General features: G+C 70.2%; 15 protein-coding genes. 9 read left to right on the forward strand and 6 right to left on the reverse strand.

Features of this window, described 5'->3' with window-relative positions; translation table 11 throughout:
• The first annotated feature begins 43 nt into the window (after positions 1-43).
• Entirely contained in the window at positions 44-829 is a 786-nt protein-coding gene (locus GIY23_RS01430; protein WP_187351984.1) for a Fic family protein, read from the forward strand.
• 1 nt (position 830) lies between these two features.
• Positions 831-1,796 carry a nucleoside hydrolase gene (locus GIY23_RS01435; RefSeq protein WP_154075005.1) on the forward strand — a complete coding sequence of 322 codons (966 nt, stop codon included), beginning with the start codon at positions 831-833 and terminating at the stop codon, positions 1,794-1,796.
• 146 nt (positions 1,797-1,942) lie between these two features.
• Here the strand turns inward: GIY23_RS01435 and murQ are convergent, their stop codons facing one another.
• The 6 genes from murQ to GIY23_RS01465 form a co-directional block, all read right to left on the reverse strand.
• Positions 1,943-2,863: an N-acetylmuramic acid 6-phosphate etherase gene (gene murQ, locus GIY23_RS01440; RefSeq protein ID WP_154075006.1), complete on the reverse strand. Its 921-nt coding sequence runs from the start codon at positions 2,861-2,863 to the stop codon at positions 1,943-1,945.
• Positions 2,860-3,801: a MurR/RpiR family transcriptional regulator gene (locus tag GIY23_RS01445; protein ID WP_154075007.1), complete on the reverse strand. Its 942-nt coding sequence runs from the start codon at positions 3,799-3,801 to the stop codon at positions 2,860-2,862. Before GIY23_RS01445 ends, murQ begins: the two co-directional genes overlap by 4 nt.
• Positions 3,802-4,089: 288 nt before the next feature.
• Complete coding sequence (locus tag GIY23_RS01450; protein WP_154075008.1) at positions 4,090-5,841, reverse strand: serine hydrolase domain-containing protein; 1,752 nt, start codon at positions 5,839-5,841, stop codon at positions 4,090-4,092.
• Positions 5,842-5,989: 148 nt separating this feature from the next.
• Entirely contained in the window at positions 5,990-7,264 is a 1,275-nt protein-coding gene (locus tag GIY23_RS01455; RefSeq protein WP_154075009.1) for an exo-beta-N-acetylmuramidase NamZ family protein, read from the reverse strand.
• A 7-nt stretch (positions 7,265-7,271) separates the two neighbouring features.
• Entirely contained in the window at positions 7,272-9,101 is a 1,830-nt protein-coding gene (locus GIY23_RS01460; protein WP_187351985.1) for a glycoside hydrolase family 3 protein, read from the reverse strand.
• A gap of 544 nt (positions 9,102-9,645) precedes the next feature.
• Complete coding sequence (locus GIY23_RS01465; protein WP_154075010.1) at positions 9,646-10,488, reverse strand: HAD family hydrolase; 843 nt, start codon at positions 10,486-10,488, stop codon at positions 9,646-9,648.
• A 650-nt stretch (positions 10,489-11,138) separates the two neighbouring features.
• On the opposite strand from GIY23_RS01465, the gene ssd reads away from it, so the two are divergent.
• The 7 genes from ssd (at position 11,139) to GIY23_RS01500 (ending at position 15,856) form a co-directional block, all read left to right on the forward strand.
• Entirely contained in the window at positions 11,139-12,257 is a 1,119-nt protein-coding gene (gene ssd, locus GIY23_RS01470; protein ID WP_154075011.1) for a septum site-determining protein Ssd, read from the forward strand.
• Complete coding sequence (locus GIY23_RS01475; RefSeq protein ID WP_154075012.1) at positions 12,254-13,411, forward strand: TadA family conjugal transfer-associated ATPase; 1,158 nt, start codon at positions 12,254-12,256, stop codon at positions 13,409-13,411. Before ssd ends, GIY23_RS01475 begins: the two co-directional genes overlap by 4 nt.
• Positions 13,411-14,214, forward strand: coding sequence for a type II secretion system F family protein (locus GIY23_RS01480; protein WP_228717487.1), 804 nt, complete (start codon positions 13,411-13,413; stop codon positions 14,212-14,214). The genes GIY23_RS01475 and GIY23_RS01480 overlap by 1 nt, the downstream gene beginning before the upstream one ends.
• 164 nt (positions 14,215-14,378) lie before the next feature.
• Positions 14,379-14,846, forward strand: a complete 468-nt coding sequence (locus GIY23_RS01485) for a type II secretion system F family protein (protein WP_228717488.1) — start codon at positions 14,379-14,381, stop codon at positions 14,844-14,846.
• Positions 14,847-14,898: 52 nt separating this feature from the next.
• Positions 14,899-15,138 (forward strand): DUF4244 domain-containing protein, encoded by a 240-nt coding sequence (locus tag GIY23_RS01490; protein ID WP_154075013.1) that lies wholly within the window; start codon positions 14,899-14,901, stop codon positions 15,136-15,138.
• Positions 15,138-15,518 carry a TadE family type IV pilus minor pilin gene (locus GIY23_RS01495; protein ID WP_154075014.1) on the forward strand — a complete coding sequence of 127 codons (381 nt, stop codon included), beginning with the start codon at positions 15,138-15,140 and terminating at the stop codon, positions 15,516-15,518. The genes GIY23_RS01490 and GIY23_RS01495 overlap by 1 nt, the downstream gene beginning before the upstream one ends.
• Complete coding sequence (locus tag GIY23_RS01500) at positions 15,515-15,856, forward strand: Rv3654c family TadE-like protein (protein WP_187351987.1); 342 nt, start codon at positions 15,515-15,517, stop codon at positions 15,854-15,856. The genes GIY23_RS01495 and GIY23_RS01500 overlap by 4 nt, the downstream gene beginning before the upstream one ends.
• The last annotated feature ends 303 nt before the right edge of the window (positions 15,857-16,159 follow it).

Consider the following 16,159-nt stretch of genomic DNA (forward strand, 5'->3'; position numbering starts at 1 on the left):
CGTGTGATCGGGCTCGCACGGAACTGGGCGGCGGCACCCGACCATGCGACAGGTAGCGTCACGCCTCGTGAATGCGCAGGAGTCGCTGCTCCCGTTGTTGGAGCTGTCCGGAGTGCGGGACGCCGTGGCGTCCGCGCGAGCCGCCATCGACGAGGTCCACAGCCATCCGGCGAACCGTCGCGGCTGGCCCGCGACGGCCGCTGAAGCCTCGGTGCGCGCGGCGCGTGCCTCGGCCGCGGTCGCCGGGGGAGCGACCGAGATTCCGGACAGCGGCGAGGTTTCCGACCCGCTGTTGGCGGGTTCGCTCCGGGTCGCCGAGGCGATCGGCCCGCTGCTACCGACCTGGCAGCGAGCACCGTTGCAGGCGTTGGCGCGCCTGCACGTGCTCGCGGCGGCGGATCTCGTCGGCGAGGACAGCGACCAGCTGGGGCGGCCGAGGACGTCCGAGGTCGTGTCGGGACGGTTGGACCTGCTCGCGGGGATCGTCGCCGACGCGCACGGACCCGGCCAGGGCACGGTTCCCGGCCCGGTGCTGGCGGCGGTCGTGCACGGTGAACTGCTCACGCTGGCGCCGTTCGAGGAGGCCAACGGGGTCATCGCGCGCGCGGCGGCCCGGTTGAGCGTCATCGGTACCGGTCTCGACCCGAAGGGGCTCGTGGTGCCGGAGGTCGCCTACTTCCGGCGGCAGGCCGACTACCACGCGGCCGTCGAGGGTTTCGGCACCGGCGAGCCGGACGCGGTCGCCGCGTGGATCGTGCACTGCTGCACCGCGCTGGAGGCCGGTGCGCGGGAGGCCGCGTCCATCGCCGACGCCGTCCAGGAGTCGTGACATGCCGAAGAAACTGCTCATCGACTGCGATCCCGGTATCGACGACGCGCTCGCGCTCGCGTTCGCGCACGGCCGCTCGGAACTGGACGTCGTCGCGGTGACGACCGTCGGCGGCAACGTCCCGCTCGAGCACACCACGGCGAACGCGCTCGACCTGGCCGAGTACTACGGCATGGACGTGCCGGTCTCCCGGGGAGCCGGACGGCCACTCGCCCGGTCGCCCCACACCGCGCCCGAGATCCACGGTGCGCGCGGGCTCGGCGATATCGCACTGCCGGGCGCGGGTACCTGTCTCACCGGGCGACACGCGGTGGACACCATCATCGACACGGTCGCCGCCGCGCCCGGCGAGATCAGCCTCGTCGCGATCGGGCCGCTGACCAACGTCGCCCTCGCCTTGCACAAGGAACCGCGCCTGACCGAGTGGGTGCGGGAGTTCGTGCTCATGGGCGGTGCGTACGGCGGCGCCGGCCCGTCGGCGGGCAGTACGTCGTCGGGCAACACGACGACGATGGCCGAATTCAACGTCTACGCGGACCCGGAGGCCGCCGCGGTGGTCTTCGGTGCCGGGTGGACACCGGTGATGGTCGGACTCGACCTCACCCGGCAGGCGCGCGCGACCGGTTCGGTGCGCGAGCGGTTCACCGACCTCGGCCGGTTGGAGCGAGAGGTCCTCACCCCGGGATTGGACTTCTACGGGCGGTCGGTCCAATACCGCACGCAGGAGGGGCCGCCGATCCACGACGCGTGCGCGGTGGCCTACGTGCTCGATCCGTCGCTGATCGACACCGTGCCCGCGCGGGTCGACGTCGAGACCCGCGGCGAGTTCACGACGGGCATGACCGTCACGAACTTCGGCGCCCAGCCCGAGACCCACAACGCTCTGGTCGCGATCGACCTCCACGCCGAACCGTTCTGGGACCGCGTGACCGAGGCCTACCGCACCCTCGCCACCACCCTCCGCTGACGAGGCGAACGGCACTTTCGCCTCAGCACACGAGGCGAAAGTGCCGTTCGCACCAGGTGCGGGGTTCGGAAGTGGTGGTGCGAACGGCACTCTCGCCCCACGAGACGAGGCGAAAGTGCCGTTCGCACCAACATCTCGCTGCTGCCTCAGCGGTCGAGGCTGCGGAGGGCGTCGCGGACGTGGCCGTCGGTGACCGCGAGTGCCGCCGCCGCGCGCTCCACGTCCACGCCGGTGAGCAGATGCACCAGCGCGGACTTGAGGTCTCCGCCCGCCTCGGAGAGGGCGCGTTCGCAGGTGTCCTCGTCGGCGTCGGTGGCCTGGCGCAGGATGCTGATGGTGCGGCCGCGCAGCTTCGCGTTCGTGGCGACCATGCTCACCATGAGGTTCGAGTACGTCCTGCCGAGCCGGATCATCACCGCCGTCGAGAACGACGTGAGGATCAGCTTCTGCGCGGTGCCCGCCTTCATCCGAGTCGAGCCGGTGACCGGCTCCGGTCCCGTATCGACGGCGATCGTGACGTCGGCGTTCGCGTCCGGCTCGGCCTCCGGGTTCGCCGAGACCAGCGCGGTCGCCGCGCCGAGCCCTCGCGCCGCCGCGAGGGCGCCCATGACGTACGGGGTGCGGCCGGAGGCGGTCAGGCCGAACACGAGGTCCGCGCCGGTGGCCTCGGCCTTGATGGAGGAGGCGCCCGAGGCGGAATCGTCCTCGGCGTTCTCCACGGCTTCCCGGAACGCCTGGGAGCCCCCCGCCTGGTGGGCGACGAACCAGTTCGGCGGCACGTTGTATGTGGGTACCAGTTCGGCGGCGTCGAGCACGGCCAGTCGCCCGGAGGTGCCCGCGCCGACGTAGTGCACGCGCCCGCCGGAACGCAGCGCCCCCACCGCGAGGTCGACGGCTTTCGCCAGTTCCGGCAGCACGTGGCTCACGGCTTCCGGCACGGTGCGGTCCTCGGCGTTGAGCACCCGCAGGATCTCCACCGTGGGCAGCAGGTCGATGTTCTCGGTGTTGCTGTTCGTGCGTTCGGTGGGGGCGTCGACGCGCACCGTCTCGCTGGTGTCGCTGGTCATCGCACCTCCTCCTTCTGCCTGCGGCGATCGGTCCGGGTGCCCATCCGGTGTTCGGCGACGGCCTCGTAGGTGGCTTCGAGCGCTGTCCTGGTCTGCTCGAGGTGACGTTGTGCGACGCCGATGAACAGGCAGTCGACGACGGTGAGCTGGGCGATGCGGCTGGCCGTCGCTCCGGACCGGTACGTCGTCTCGCGCGCGGCGGTGGTCAGCACGTGATCGGCGACCTCGGTGACCGGTGAGCGGCTGAAGTTCGTGACGACCGCCGTGGTCGCACCGCGTTGCCGCGCCTGACGCAGCGACTCGACGGTCTCCGTCGTCGCCCCGGTGTGCGAGATGCCGAGCGCCACGTCTCCTTCGCGCAACAGTGCCGCGGAGGTGAGTGCGGTGTGCGTGTCCGACCATGCGAAGCAGGTGAGGCCGATGCGGTGCAGCTTCTGTTGCAGGTCGAAGGCGACGAAGGCGCTCGCGCCGACACCGTAGACGTCGATACGGCGGGCGTCGGCCACCGCGTCGACTAGCCGCTCGAGAATTTCCGCGTCGAGCTGACCGGCGGTCTCCTCGACCGCCTTGGCGTCGGCGTAGGAGATCTTCTCGATGATCCTGGCGATGTCGTCGTCCGGGCCGATGTCGCCGCCGAGGTCGCGATCGCGCGGTGAGGTGCGGGCGGTGTCGGCGGCGAGCGCGATGCGCAGATCGGGGTACCCACCGACGCCGATGGCCTTGCAGAACCGCGTCACGGTCGTTTCGCTGGTGCCCGCGGCCTCGGCGACGTCGGTGATGCTGCGGCGCGAGATGGACGCGGGATCGTCGAGGACGATGTTCGCCACGCGCTGCTCGGCGCGGGCGAGTCCGGGCAGCAGCGACCGGATCTGCACCAGCGGGCTCGACCCGGTGCTCGCCGAGTCGCGCTGGGAAGGAGTGTCAGCGGCAGTGGCCATGTGGGAAACTTACTAACGGGTGACTTCTTCGGTCAATTCCTGATAGCAGGGTCGCGTGCGCCCGACACACCACCCTAGCGCCACCTCGGTGGATTCCCATCACAAGACGGACGCAGTCGGTCAACGGGTTGCAAGGTGCTGTGACATCTCACCGCGGAGGCAAGGACGCTCCGACCGCTCAGAGGGCTGGGGGAACTGGCGGTTGTGCCCGTGGGGCACGCCTCACACGTGCCCAGCTGCGGCAGGGCAGCGGTACTGGACCACCCACCCACGTTCCCAGATGCCCGCTCAGCGATCGGTCGTGCGCCACCCATCGGGAGTGAGGCGTTCCGGGTTGCGCTCGGCGTCCAGCAACTCGCCGCTCTCGTCGGCGACCCGGATCTCGTCGACGTGCACGCCCCGGCCCACGTACTGCTGATCCGGAGCGTAGCGCCACCGCAGCTGGATGGCCGGGTCGTTCTCCGTGCGGAAGGACGCCTCCACCTGCCACCACGCGCGGTGGCCCGAACCCGCCAGCGACGTCTGCGGCCCGGGTGCTGCGCCCTTCCCGGTCGCGGTCAGCGTCAGCGGTCGCCATGTCTGCCCGCCGTCGGCTGTGGCCTCCACGGTGAGCGGGTCGACGCCACCGGTGTCGTTCTGGCTGTCCACGAACGCGGAGAACGACACCCGCGCGACCCCGTCCACCGTCCGGAACTCGTCGGTGGTCAGCGTCGCCTCGTCGCGGGCGTCGGCGAACCACGAGTCCCTGCCGCTCTTCGGCGGCACCGCCAGCGACTCCGCGAGTCCCTGTGCCAACGCGACCCGCGCCGGATTGTTCGAACCCCACAGCCGCGACGGGTGGACCCGGTTCGTCAGCAGCACCGCGACCGACCGCGATGCCGGGTCGAGCACCAACGACGTGCCGGTGTACCCGGTGTGCCCGGCGGTGCGGGGGCCACTCAGGCCGCCCATGTACCAGCGCTGGTTCAGCTCGAACCCGAGCCCGTGATCGTCGCCGGGGAAGTTCTCGTTGTAGTTGTCCAGCATCATCTCGACGGAGGCCGGTTCGAGGATCCGCTGCTCGCCGTAGCCTCCGCCGTTGAGCAGAGTCTGGCCCAAAATCGCCAGGTCGCGGACGGTGCTGAAAATGCCAGCCTGCCCGGCCACACCGCCGAGCGACCATGCGTTCTCGTCGTGTACCTCGCCGCGAACCATGCCGCGCGGCGGATCCTGCTGAAACTCGGTGGCCGCGATCCGGTGCTGCTTCGATGCCGGCGGGTTGAACCCGGTGTCGCGCAGCCCGAGCGGCTCGGTGATCTCCGTGCGCACCCGCTCGTCGAGCGTCGAACCCGACACCCGTTCCACCAGTACACCCAGCGTGATCATGTTCGGGTCGGAGTAGGTGTAGGTGGTGCCTGGCGGGTTCTCCGGCTTCAGGCCCAGCACGAACGGAATGCGTTCCTCGGGCGGCAGTTTCCACAGTTTCACCTCGGCCTGCAGCCCCGAAGTGTGGGTGAGCAGCTGCTCCACCGTGATCGACTGCTTGCCCTGCGCCGCGAACTCGGGGATGTACTTCGCGACCGGGGCGTTGAGCTCGACGTCGTCGCTTTCGACCAACTGCAGCACCGCGATCGAGGTGAACAACTTCGTGATCGAGGCGACGTCGAATATGGTGCCGATACCGGCCCGTTCCTGCTGCCCGGGCGGCAGCTCGGTTCCGGTGCCGTCGGCGTAGCGCACTGCGTGGCCGGTGGCTTCCTGGCTCACCACCACTCCGTCGTGGGCGAGCAGGCTCACCGCGCCCGCGTACATCGGGTGCTCGCGGCCGGGTGCCGCCTCGGTGCCCGCGACGATCTCCTGCAGTGCGGCGTCGATCGGCCTGCGGTCCAGGCCGACCTCGCTCGGATCACCCGGGCGAAGGACGGTGCTCGCGGGGGCGAAGCCCTGCTGCGGCCGGTCGAAGCGGCCCTCGACGTCGTCGTCCGGACCGCTCGCGGTCGCCGAGCCGCTGGTCAGCGTGACGACCGTGAGCAGCGCACCGAGCAGGATCGTTCTCCGCATCGCTACCTCCCGGGGCACTCCTCGCGCCCTACCGGCCTCCGAGAACTCGACTCCGCTCGGATCTGTGTCCGAAACCTACGGGCCGCCGTCCGCGTCGTCCACCGCCGAATGTGTGCCGATAGCCACGTGATCAGCACAAATGATCGGCTCAGCCGTAGATCAGATGGGGTTGCCGCAACCGTCGGAACTCGGCGACCTCGCCTTCCCACGAGCCCACGACCTCGTCCGTCCCGGCACCCGAGTCGATCATGGTGCGGAGACGATCGGTGCCCGCGAGTTTGTCGATCATCATGTCCGGACGCCACCCGAACACGTCCGGATACAACCGCCGGGCGGTGACCAGCATCGTCACCGCCACCGTGATCGGGCGCGCCTGCTCCCAGCGGTGCAGTTGGACGCCCCCGCAGGTCTGCTCGGCATGCTTCGAGAACGTCGGGACGAAGTAGGTCTCGCGTGCTCGCACGCCACGCAGCCCGGCGGCGTTGATCTCGTCGGCCCAGCGCCAGTCGATGCCCGGCGCGCCGATGATCTCGAACGGTCGCGTCGTGCCCCGCCCCTCCGAGAGCAGCGTCCCCTCGAACAGCCCGGTGCCCGGGTACAGCGCGGCGGTATCCGGGGTCGGCATGTTCGGGCTCGGCGTCACCCACGGCAAACCGGTCGCGGAGAACATGTCGTCCCGCGACCAACCCCGAACCTCGATCACGTCGAGCTGTTCCAGGCTGCCGCCCTCGGCCTCCGGCAGATGTACCGCGTCGAACAGCCGCGCCAGCTCACCGGCCGTCATTCCGTGCTGTTGCACGATCGGCAGCTCGCCGATGCCGGAACTGAACGCCGGGTCGAGCATCGGCCCGTCGACCGTGCCCCCGATCGGGTTCGGCCGGTCGAGCACGACGACGCCGAGCCCGGTCCGTTTCGCCGCGCGCATCGCCGTCCACATCGTCCAGATGTAGGTGTAGAACCGGGCGCCGACGTCGGCGATGTCGAACACGATCTGTTCGACACCGGCCTTGGCGAACATGCCTGCCAGCTTCTCGGCGTCCGCACCGTAAGCGTCGTAGACGGGCAGTCCCGTGCGCGGATCGGCGTAGTCGCCCTCCGAGCCACCCGCCTGCGCCGTACCCCGGAACCCGTGTTCGGGCCCGAACACGGCGGCGATCTCCACCACCTCCGAGGTGTGCATCGCGTCGACGACGTGGTGCAGCGCGCGTGGACCGGTCGAGAGCACACCGGTCGGGTTGGTGATCACGCCGAGCCTGCGACCGGACAGCCGCTGCCAGCCCTCGGCGGCGAGCACGTCGGCGCCGGTCAGCGTGGGTTCCTGCGGGGCAGGGGCCGCCATCGCGTGCGCGGAGCCGGCGGCGCCGACACCGACGAGCGCGGCCCCGGTCCCGCCGAGAAATGCCCTGCGATTCACTCCGCTCATCGCGACCTCACCAACTCACGCCGTGGCCGAACGGGTACGCCTCGGCGCCGGGATTGTTCGGGTCGGGCACCGGAACCGGTAGCTTTCCTGTCGGCGAGATCTCGCCGAACAACGCCTTCGTCAACGACTCCATCGACACCGCCTTGTGCGAGTAGGTCGCGATCCAGGTCGGGACCTCCGGTACGTACGCGGCGTCGTACGGGTCGCGGACGGGGACGCCGATCACCGGTGTTCCCGACTCCTGCAACGCTCGGACGAGGTCGTTCTGTGCGGCCTTCTCCTCGGTCCACGCCTCGTTGGTCAACACCACGGCGACATCGTGCTCCTTCGCCGCCGCGACCGCCTGCTCGATCTGCTCCGGTGTGGGAGCGTCACCGGTCGGGAGTGCGGTGGTTTCCGGGCCACGGGCGCTGATCCGGTCCGCGAGCGTGGCCGTGGTGTCCTCGCCCCAGCCCGTCACGAGCATCCGGCCCGGCTTGTCGTTGAGCGGCAGCAGACCCGCGTCGTTGCGCAGCGCGTTGACCGTGCGGTCGGTGATCTCCTGCGCGTGGGCCTTGTGTTGCGGATTGCCGACGAACTCGGCTGCCTCGTCCACGTCGACGAACGGGTCGTTGACGATGCCACGCTCGGCCTTCATCGCCAGGATCCGCTCGACGCTGCGGTCGATCCGCTCCTCGGTGAGCCGCCCGTCGCGCAATGCGCCCATGACGCCGTCGATGGCGACCTGGAGATTCTGCGGCATGAGCATCTGGTCCGCCCCGGCCTGCAGCGCGAGCACCGGAATCTCGGAGTCCGGGTGCTTGGTGCGAACCCCTTCCATTTGCAGCGAGTCGGTGACGATCACGCCGTCGAAGCCGAGTTCCTCCCGCAGCATCCCGGTGAGCACCGTCGGCGACAGCGTCGACGGCTCACCCGAGTCGTCGAGCTTGGGGACCACGATGTGTGCGCTCATCACGCTGTCGGCGCCCTGCGCGATCGCCTCGCGGAACGGCGGCGCGTCGAGTCGCTCCCACTGCTCGCGGTCGTGGTCGATGACCGGCAGCGACTCGTGACTGTCCTGATTGGTGTCCCCGTGGCCGGGGAAGTGCTTCACCGACGACGAGACGGTGCGGCTCTGGTCCGCGCCCTGCTCGTAGCCCTTGACCTGCTCCCCGGTGAACTTCGCCGCGAGCTGCGGGTCGGAGGAGAACGACCGCACTCCGATCACGGGATTCTCCGGGTTGACGTTGACGTCCCCGCTGGGGGCGAAGTTCTGGTTGATGCCCATCGCCCGCAGTTCGGAGCCGGTGATCGCGGCAGCCTGCGCACCGTCCTCGAGCGACCGGCCGGAGCCGAGCGCCATGCTGCCCGGAAGCTGCGTCGCGGGTTCGGGGACCCGGGTGACCGCGCCCTGCTCCTGGTCGGTGGAGATCAGTAGCGGGATCTCGGAGCCGGTGCTGGTCGCGGCCTGCTGCAACCCGTTGGAGTGCTCGGCGATCTGCCGTGGGTCGTAGAGGCTGTCAGTCCACGAGAAGTGGATCATTCCCCCGATGCGGTACTTCTCCACGACCTGCGCGGGGGTGTCGACGCCGAACTCCTCCCGGTTCTGCGGGTGCGGCGTGTCGGCGGTGCGGCCGTAGGTGTAGGCGACGAACAGTTGCCCGACCTTGTCCTTCAGCGGCATCCGTTGCACGGTCCGCTCGGCCCACTGGCGCGCGGCGGCCTCGTCGGCGGGTGTTCCCGGTGCGGGGGGTGCCGGGTCGGCGGAGCCCGCTCCGCTCGTGACACCCAGCGTGGTCACGGTCAACGCGCTGACGGCTGCGGCCACCACGCGGCGGGTCAAGCGGGTTCGGCCCACGGTGCCTCCTCGGGCGCGGACCGGACCCCGATGGCGCTCCAGGTTCCGGCCGAGCGGTTTTGACAGTCATTCACCGAAAAAATCGACGTTTCGGAAGTTACTCACACGGCCGCCGCCGGTCAACGGTCCGTTTTCTCCGGATCCGCGGGCGCTGCTCGGTGAAGTCCGCACACATGTGAGCGGCGCCCGCCGACTGGTGTCGGTGGGCGCCGCCCTGCGCGTGAGCCGGCGGGTTACCAAGCGTGCAACATCTGTCGTAACTTTTGAGCTAGGCGTCCGGCGTCCCGGCACGCAACCCTGGTGGACGACAAGCCTCCCGCGGCGGCTGCGCGTGGGTGTCCCGTGCTCACGCACGGAGTCCTCTCCAGGGGGAACGCTGCTTCTCCTCCGCAACGTTCCTGGCTGGTAAGGAGTCCGCACCTCTTTTGTAGCCCAGTGACCGAGGTCACGGCAAGCGCCCGACCGGGTGCACCGTTTCAGAGCCTACAGCGCGCTGGTCAGCGAAAACGCTTCGGATGAGCCTCAAGTCCCCGCTCGAGGTCGATCAGTTCCGGCGACGCCAGTGCCGCACGCCGAACCAGGCCGCTCCGGCCGCGGCGACCGCACCGACACTCACCGCCGCCGCGGTGACGGCAGTCCCGGACGGAGTGGGGATCCGCGCCCGCAACGAGACCGGATGGTCGAAGCCGAGCGAGGCCCAGCCGCGTTGCGCGGCTTCCCTGCGCAGGCCCCGATCCGGGTTGACGGCGGTCGGGTGCCCCACCGACTCCAACAGGGGCATGTCGGTGATGGAGTCCGAGTAGGCGTGGCACTGGGCGAGGTCGTACCCGTGCTTGCGTGCGAGTTCCCTGGCTACCTCCGCCTTGTTCTCCGCCGAGCAGTAGAACTCGATGTCGCCCGTGTAGCGGCCGTCGGCCATCACCATCCGGGTACCTGCCGCATGGGTCGCGCCGAGCAGCTTGCCGATCGGAGCGACGACCTCCTCGCCGGAAGCGGAGAGCACGACGATGTCGTGGCCCTGTTCCTTGTGCTCGGCGATGAGCTGTGTCGCCTCCTCGTAGACGAGCGGGTCGACGATGTCGTGCAGTGTTTCCTCGACCACCGCGTTGACCTGGTCGACGTCCCAGCCCGTGCACAGCGAGCTGATGTGCGCCCGCATCCGGTCCATCTGGTCGGCGTCGGCGCCCGCCAGCATGAACATGAACTGCGCGTAGGCGCTCTTGAGGACCGCACGCCGGTTGATCAGGCCCTCCTGGAAGAAGGGCCGACTGAACGCGAGCGTGCTCGATTTCGCGATGACCGTCTTGTCGAGGTCGAAGAACGCCGCCACGCGGGGCGCGTCAGCCGACCGTGGCTCGGCGTCCGAGCGCTTCGCAGGCTCTGTCACCCGGCCAGCATACGAGGTGTGCGCCCCTGTTCGGCCAGAACCTCGCGGAGTCGGCGACCGGCGGCTCGGGTGTTCTCGCGGTTCGTCGTTCCGGGGAGCGCCGAACGGAGCACCACGACACGGAAGAATGGGGCAGTGCTTCTTCCGTCAAGTGGGATCGATTTCTTGACCTTGCGCCGATCTCCGGAACGTCGAGGCGCCGTTCTCGACGCGACATTCCGTCGAATGGACGGGGCGCACGTGGTGGTGGCAGGACGATAGACTGGGGATGCCCGGTTCTTCCGGGCCGGTTCAGCTCAACCCCCCGGAGCTGAACCGACGACGACCCCCGCCCCTCCCCCCTGGCGGGGGTCGTCTTTTCTCCTGGGTGAGACTTGCGAATAGGATTCGCTTTTCTGTTTTCCCTCGGTGTGGCATGAATTCACCCTGTCCGAGTGATTCGTGTGTGCGGGTTTGTCCACAGGTCGCCGAGTTGTCCACAGATCTCGACAAGGCCCTGTCGCGGGGTGTGTGGACGGGCCACTGTGGAAGAACAGATCGCACCGCACCATTCCGTACTGATTTCAACGAACTTCTGCCGCTGGTGCGGCGAGTCCGTGCAGTACCACTCGCGTCCCGCCCGCTTATCCGTGCCGCACGAGGAGAAACGCGTGTCCGCTACCCCGCAGCCACTGCTGATCACTACCGACGTCCCGCTCTCCGAGGAAATCCAACGGCTCGCCGCCGTCGCGGGATGCGGGTTGCAGCGCGTCGCCGATCCCTCCGAGGTGGGCGAGTACTGGAGAACGGCTCCCGCCGTCGTGCTCGACGCGGCCGCCGCCGCACGGTGCGTCGAACTCGCGTTACCGCGCAGACCGGGGGTGCTCCTCCTACACACCTCGGACGACACGGACTTCTGGAGAGCGGCCTTCCGCGTCGGGGCCGAACACACACTCGCGCTGCCGGACGACGACGCCGAACTCGTGGACCGGTTGGCGGGCACCGTCGAGTGCTCCGGGCCGCACCGCGCCGAAGTGCTCGGCGTGCTCGGAGGTTGCGGTGGTGCGGGAGCGTCGGTGCTGGCGGCAGCCGCCGCGCTCGCCGCCGCCCAGCGTGGGGACCGCTGCCTACTCCTCGACGGCGACCCCTGCGGAGGTGGACTCGACCTCGCGGTGGGGACCGAGGAAGCCGACGGGCTCCGCTGGTCCGGTCTGACCGTCAGCGGCGGGCGAATCGCCGCGTCGGCACTGGCCGAAGCGCTCCCCGGTCGCCGATTCGGCGCGGGAACGCTGTCGGTGCTCGCGGGTGATCGCGACGACGGTGCGCCGCCGGATCTCGGCGCCGGCGCCGTCGACGCTGTCGTCACCGCGGCTCGTCGCGTGTACGACACGGTCGTGTGCGACCTGCCCCGCACGGTCGGTGAGCTCACGAACGTCGGATTGCGGCACTGCGACCTCTCCGTGGTCGTCGTCCCCGCCGAGGTGCGTGCGTGCGCCGCCACGGCACAGGTCGTCCGGTCGCTCGCCGGAAACCTCGGCTCGAGCCGGGCCGTCGTGCGCGGCCCCGCACGCAGCGGTCTGACGTCCACGGACGTCGGCCGCGCCGTGGGACTCGACGTGCTCACCACGATCCGCTCGAATCCGGCTTTGCCGGTCGCGCTCGACAGATCCGGTCTCGGCGGAACCCGGTTCGCGGGCCGAGGCCCGCTCGCTCGAGGCGCGCGGGAGGTGCTCGCCGAGCTCACCGCTGTGAGCGCGGCGGGGGAGCTGCGACGGGACGGTGCGGCATGAAGGCCGAGCTCGTGGACAGGGTGCGCGCACGTCTGGTCGAGCGCGACGAGCCGCTCACAGCCGCGGCAGTGGCGACCGCGGTGCGCGAGGAAGCAGGCGGCGTCGTCGGGGATTCGGACGTGCTCGCTGCGCTGCGCCGGCTGCAGACGGAATTCCTCGGTGCCGGCGCGCTCGAATCGTCGCTGCGTGACGAGACCGTCACGGACGTCCTCGTCACCGGGGCGGACGCCGTGTGGGTGGACCGGGGTTCCGGGCTGGAACGGTCCGACGTGGTGTTCTCCGACGACGACGCGGTACGCCGCCTCGCGCAGCGGCTCGCGCTCTCAGCGGGGCGCAGGCTCGACGATGCTCAGCCGTGGGTCGACGCCTGGCTCCCACGGACCGGATCCAGTGCTGTCCGGATGCACGCGGTGCTGTCGCCGGTGGCCGCGCAGGGCACCTGTTTGTCGTTGCGGGTCCTGCGCCCCGCTGCGCACGACCTCGACGCGCTGCGGCGACTCGGCACGTTCGACGAGGCGACGGCAGACATGTTGCGGCGAATCGTCGCCGCCCGGCTCGCGTTCCTGGTCTCGGGTGGGACGGGTGCAGGCAAGACGACGATGCTCGCGGCTTTACTCGGCGAGGTGCCGGAGGACGAGCGCATCACCTGCGTCGAGGAAGCGGGGGAACTTCATCCTGCGCATCCGCACGTGGTCCGGCTCGTCACGCGACCGCCCAATGTGGAGGGTGCGGGCGAGGTGACGACGCGGGACCTGGTGCGACAGGCCTTGCGGATGCGGCCGGACCGAATCGTCGTCGGCGAGGTGCGCGGCGCGGAGGTCTGCGACCTGCTCGCCGCATTGAACACCGGCCACGAGGGCGGTTGCGGCACGGTGCACGCGAACTCGCCGACGGAAGTCCCTGCGCGCATGGAAGCACTCGCCGCGGTCGGCGGTTTGCACCGCGACGCCTTGCACAGCCAACTCTCGGCGGCGGTGCATCTCGTGCTGCACATGCGCAGAACGTCCCGGCGGGGCAGGCACCTCGCGGCGATCGGCGTGCTACGGCGCGGCGGCGACCGGGTCGAGGTCGCTCCGGCGTGGTGCGCGATCGCGGGCTGGGAGCCCGGGTGGGAGAGACTCGCCGAGCTGCTCGAACAACGGGGTGGTGCGTGATGCCCACGATGGCGGCAGGAGCTCTCACCGTCCTCGCGGCAGCGGTCGCACTCTGGCCGCCCACCGGTGCCGCTCGTCGACTACCTCGCCGAACGGCGAAGCGTCTGTCGTTCTCCCGTCTCCGACCTGGCCGCGTGGTGGCGATCCCGGGTGCCGCGGCGATCGGATGGCTCGCGGCAGGCCTGGGCGGGCTTCTCGCGGCGGTGCTCGCGATCGTGCTGGGACAGCGCGTCGTCGTGGCGCATCGCAAGCGTCGGGCGAGTGGAGACCAACTGGCATCGCTGGCCGCCGCCCTGCGGGTCGTGGTCGCCGAGCTGCGAGCGGGAGGGCATCCTGCCGCCGCGGCGGACGGCGCAGCCGAGGACGCAGCGCCCGAGATCGCCGACGTGCTCCGAAAAATGGCCGCCACGGTCCGCCTGGGCGGCTCCGTCGCCGATGCCGCGCGCGACACGAGCGGTCCGTTGGCCCGAGCGTGGGCGCGGGTCGCACGGGCGTGGGCGCTCGCCGAGCGGCACGGGCTCGCCTTGGCGGACCTGCTCGACTCCGTCCGGCGCGACCTCGATCACCGAACCGCCGTGCACCGGGACGTGGAGTCGCGAATGGCGGGACCTCGAGCCACGGCGGGAGTGTTGGCCGTGCTTCCGGTACTCGGAATCGCACTCGGTGAGGCGAGCGGGGCGGGTGCCGTCGCGGTACTCCGGGAGCACGTACTCGGCCAAGTGCTGTTGGTGGCGGGGGTGGCGCTGCTCGGTGCGGGCTTGTTGTGGACGGCGCGGATCACCGGAACGGCGGTGCGAGGCTGATGGTCCTCGGGTGGATCACATCGGTGGCCGGGCACGGCCGGTTGCCGATGTCGTTGCTGTGTCTGGCAATCGCGCTGTTGTTGTGCCCGGGAGCGCTCGCTCGCCGGCGGATTTGCGGCGAGGGCAGGCGCTCACGTTCGACTCCGTGGATCCCGAGGCCGCCCGTGTTCCGGAGAGCGCCGGAGCAGTGCGATCCGGTGGATCTCGCCGCGGGGTGGGACCTGCTCGCCGCGACACTGCGAGCGGGTCTCGCGCTGCCCGCCACGTTGCACGCGGTCGCCGAAGAACTACGTGGGCCGCCGGCACGGCTCCTTCGAGAAACGGCGCGTGCCACGGCGTTGGGTGCCGACGCGGCCACGGCATGGGAGCCCGCGCTCGCGCATCCGGACACCGCGGAATTGGCTCGCGCCGCGAAACGAACCGCCCGCTCCGGCGGCGGACTCGCCGAGGCCGCAGCGGGTTCGGCACAGCGTGCGCGAGCGGCTGCCGGTGAGCACGCGCACACCCGGGTGCAGCGGGCGTCGGTGTGGGTCGCCGCGCCGCTCGGATTGTGCTTCCTGCCGGCGTTCCTGTGCCTCGGCGTGCTGCCGGTGGTCGTCGGCATGGTCGCCAAGCTCACCGCTACCTGGTGAGCACCGAAATCGCTCGATTGTGGATTGTCCCTGTGTGGAAGAGGAGTTCGTCATGTTTCTGTCTGTGTCTCTCGCCTCGGTGCTCCACGTCGCGTGCGGGATTCCGGCCGCGCTCTCGCGGCGCCTTCGCGCTCTGCTCGACGGTGACGACGGGATGAGTACGGCCGAGTACGCGATCGGGACGGTGGCCGCCGCAGCGTTCGGAATGCTGTTGTACACCGTCGTCACGAGTGAGTCCGTCACGGCGGCACTGACCTCGTTGGTGGATCGTGCCTTGGCGGGTGAGTTCTGATGCCGCCCGAGCCGACGGTCTCCGACGAGCCGGATCGGGGCGCGGTGACCGTCGAGGCGGCGTTCGCCACGTGTTCGATCGTGGTCGTCGCCGTGCTCGTGCTCGGCGCATTCGGTCTCGCGCTCGGTCACGTGCGCAGCGCCGACGCCGCGATCGAGGCGGCTCGTCTGGTGGCGCGGGGTGACGCTCGGCTGGCACACGACGCGGTTACTGAACTGGGCCCAGCTGGTGCGTCGCTGACGGTGAGCGTCCGAGGCGCCATGGTCACGACAGAGGTCAACGCGAAGCCCTTCGGGCTCGTCGTGCCGGAACAGTGGTGCCGCGCGCGAGCGCTCGCGGTACTCGAACCGGGTGTCGAGGTGCCGGAGTCGGTCTCGTGAACCGGGACCGTGGTGCGGCCACCCTGCAGGCCGCGGGCGTCGTGCTGGCGCTTCTCCTGCTGCTCACCTTCGGACTGCAGCTCGGCGCGGCGGTGCTGAGCAGGCACCGTGCGGAGGGGGCCGCCGATCTGGCCGCGCTCGCCGCCGCCGCGCACATCGATCGTGGTGGTGACCTCGCGTGTGCGACGGCGGGACGGGTCGCACGGGGAATGGACGTGTCGGTCACCTCGTGCTCAGTCCACGGTTGGCAAGCGTGGATCCGGACCCGCGCCGAACCGGCCGGTGTCCTCGCCGGTTTCGCCTCGTCGTCCGGTCGAGCTCGAGCCGGCCCAGCGTGAGGAAGGGACGGCAGGGGTCGAGATCGACAACTTCGGGTGATCGCGGAGTGGGCCGCCGAGCGCGCACACGCACGACGAGCGGTCGGCGGAGTTCGGTGAGAGGTGGGCGGGCCTCGTCTGGGGCGCCAACGACGGAGGTGAAGGGTGCCTGATCGACCGCTCGTCAGGATGATCTTTCAGCTCCTCGGTGTGCTGCCGGGGCGCTCGTCGCCACTGATCGACCGGTTGTCGACAGCCCCTGGTCCCGTCCGGGTGGGGTGGCGTTCAGTAGTGGTGTGAGCGAAAGCTCATGCGAACCCCCCG

The organism is Allosaccharopolyspora coralli (genome assembly GCF_009664835.1).
Lineage (GTDB): Bacteria > Actinomycetota > Actinomycetes > Mycobacteriales > Pseudonocardiaceae > Allosaccharopolyspora > Allosaccharopolyspora coralli.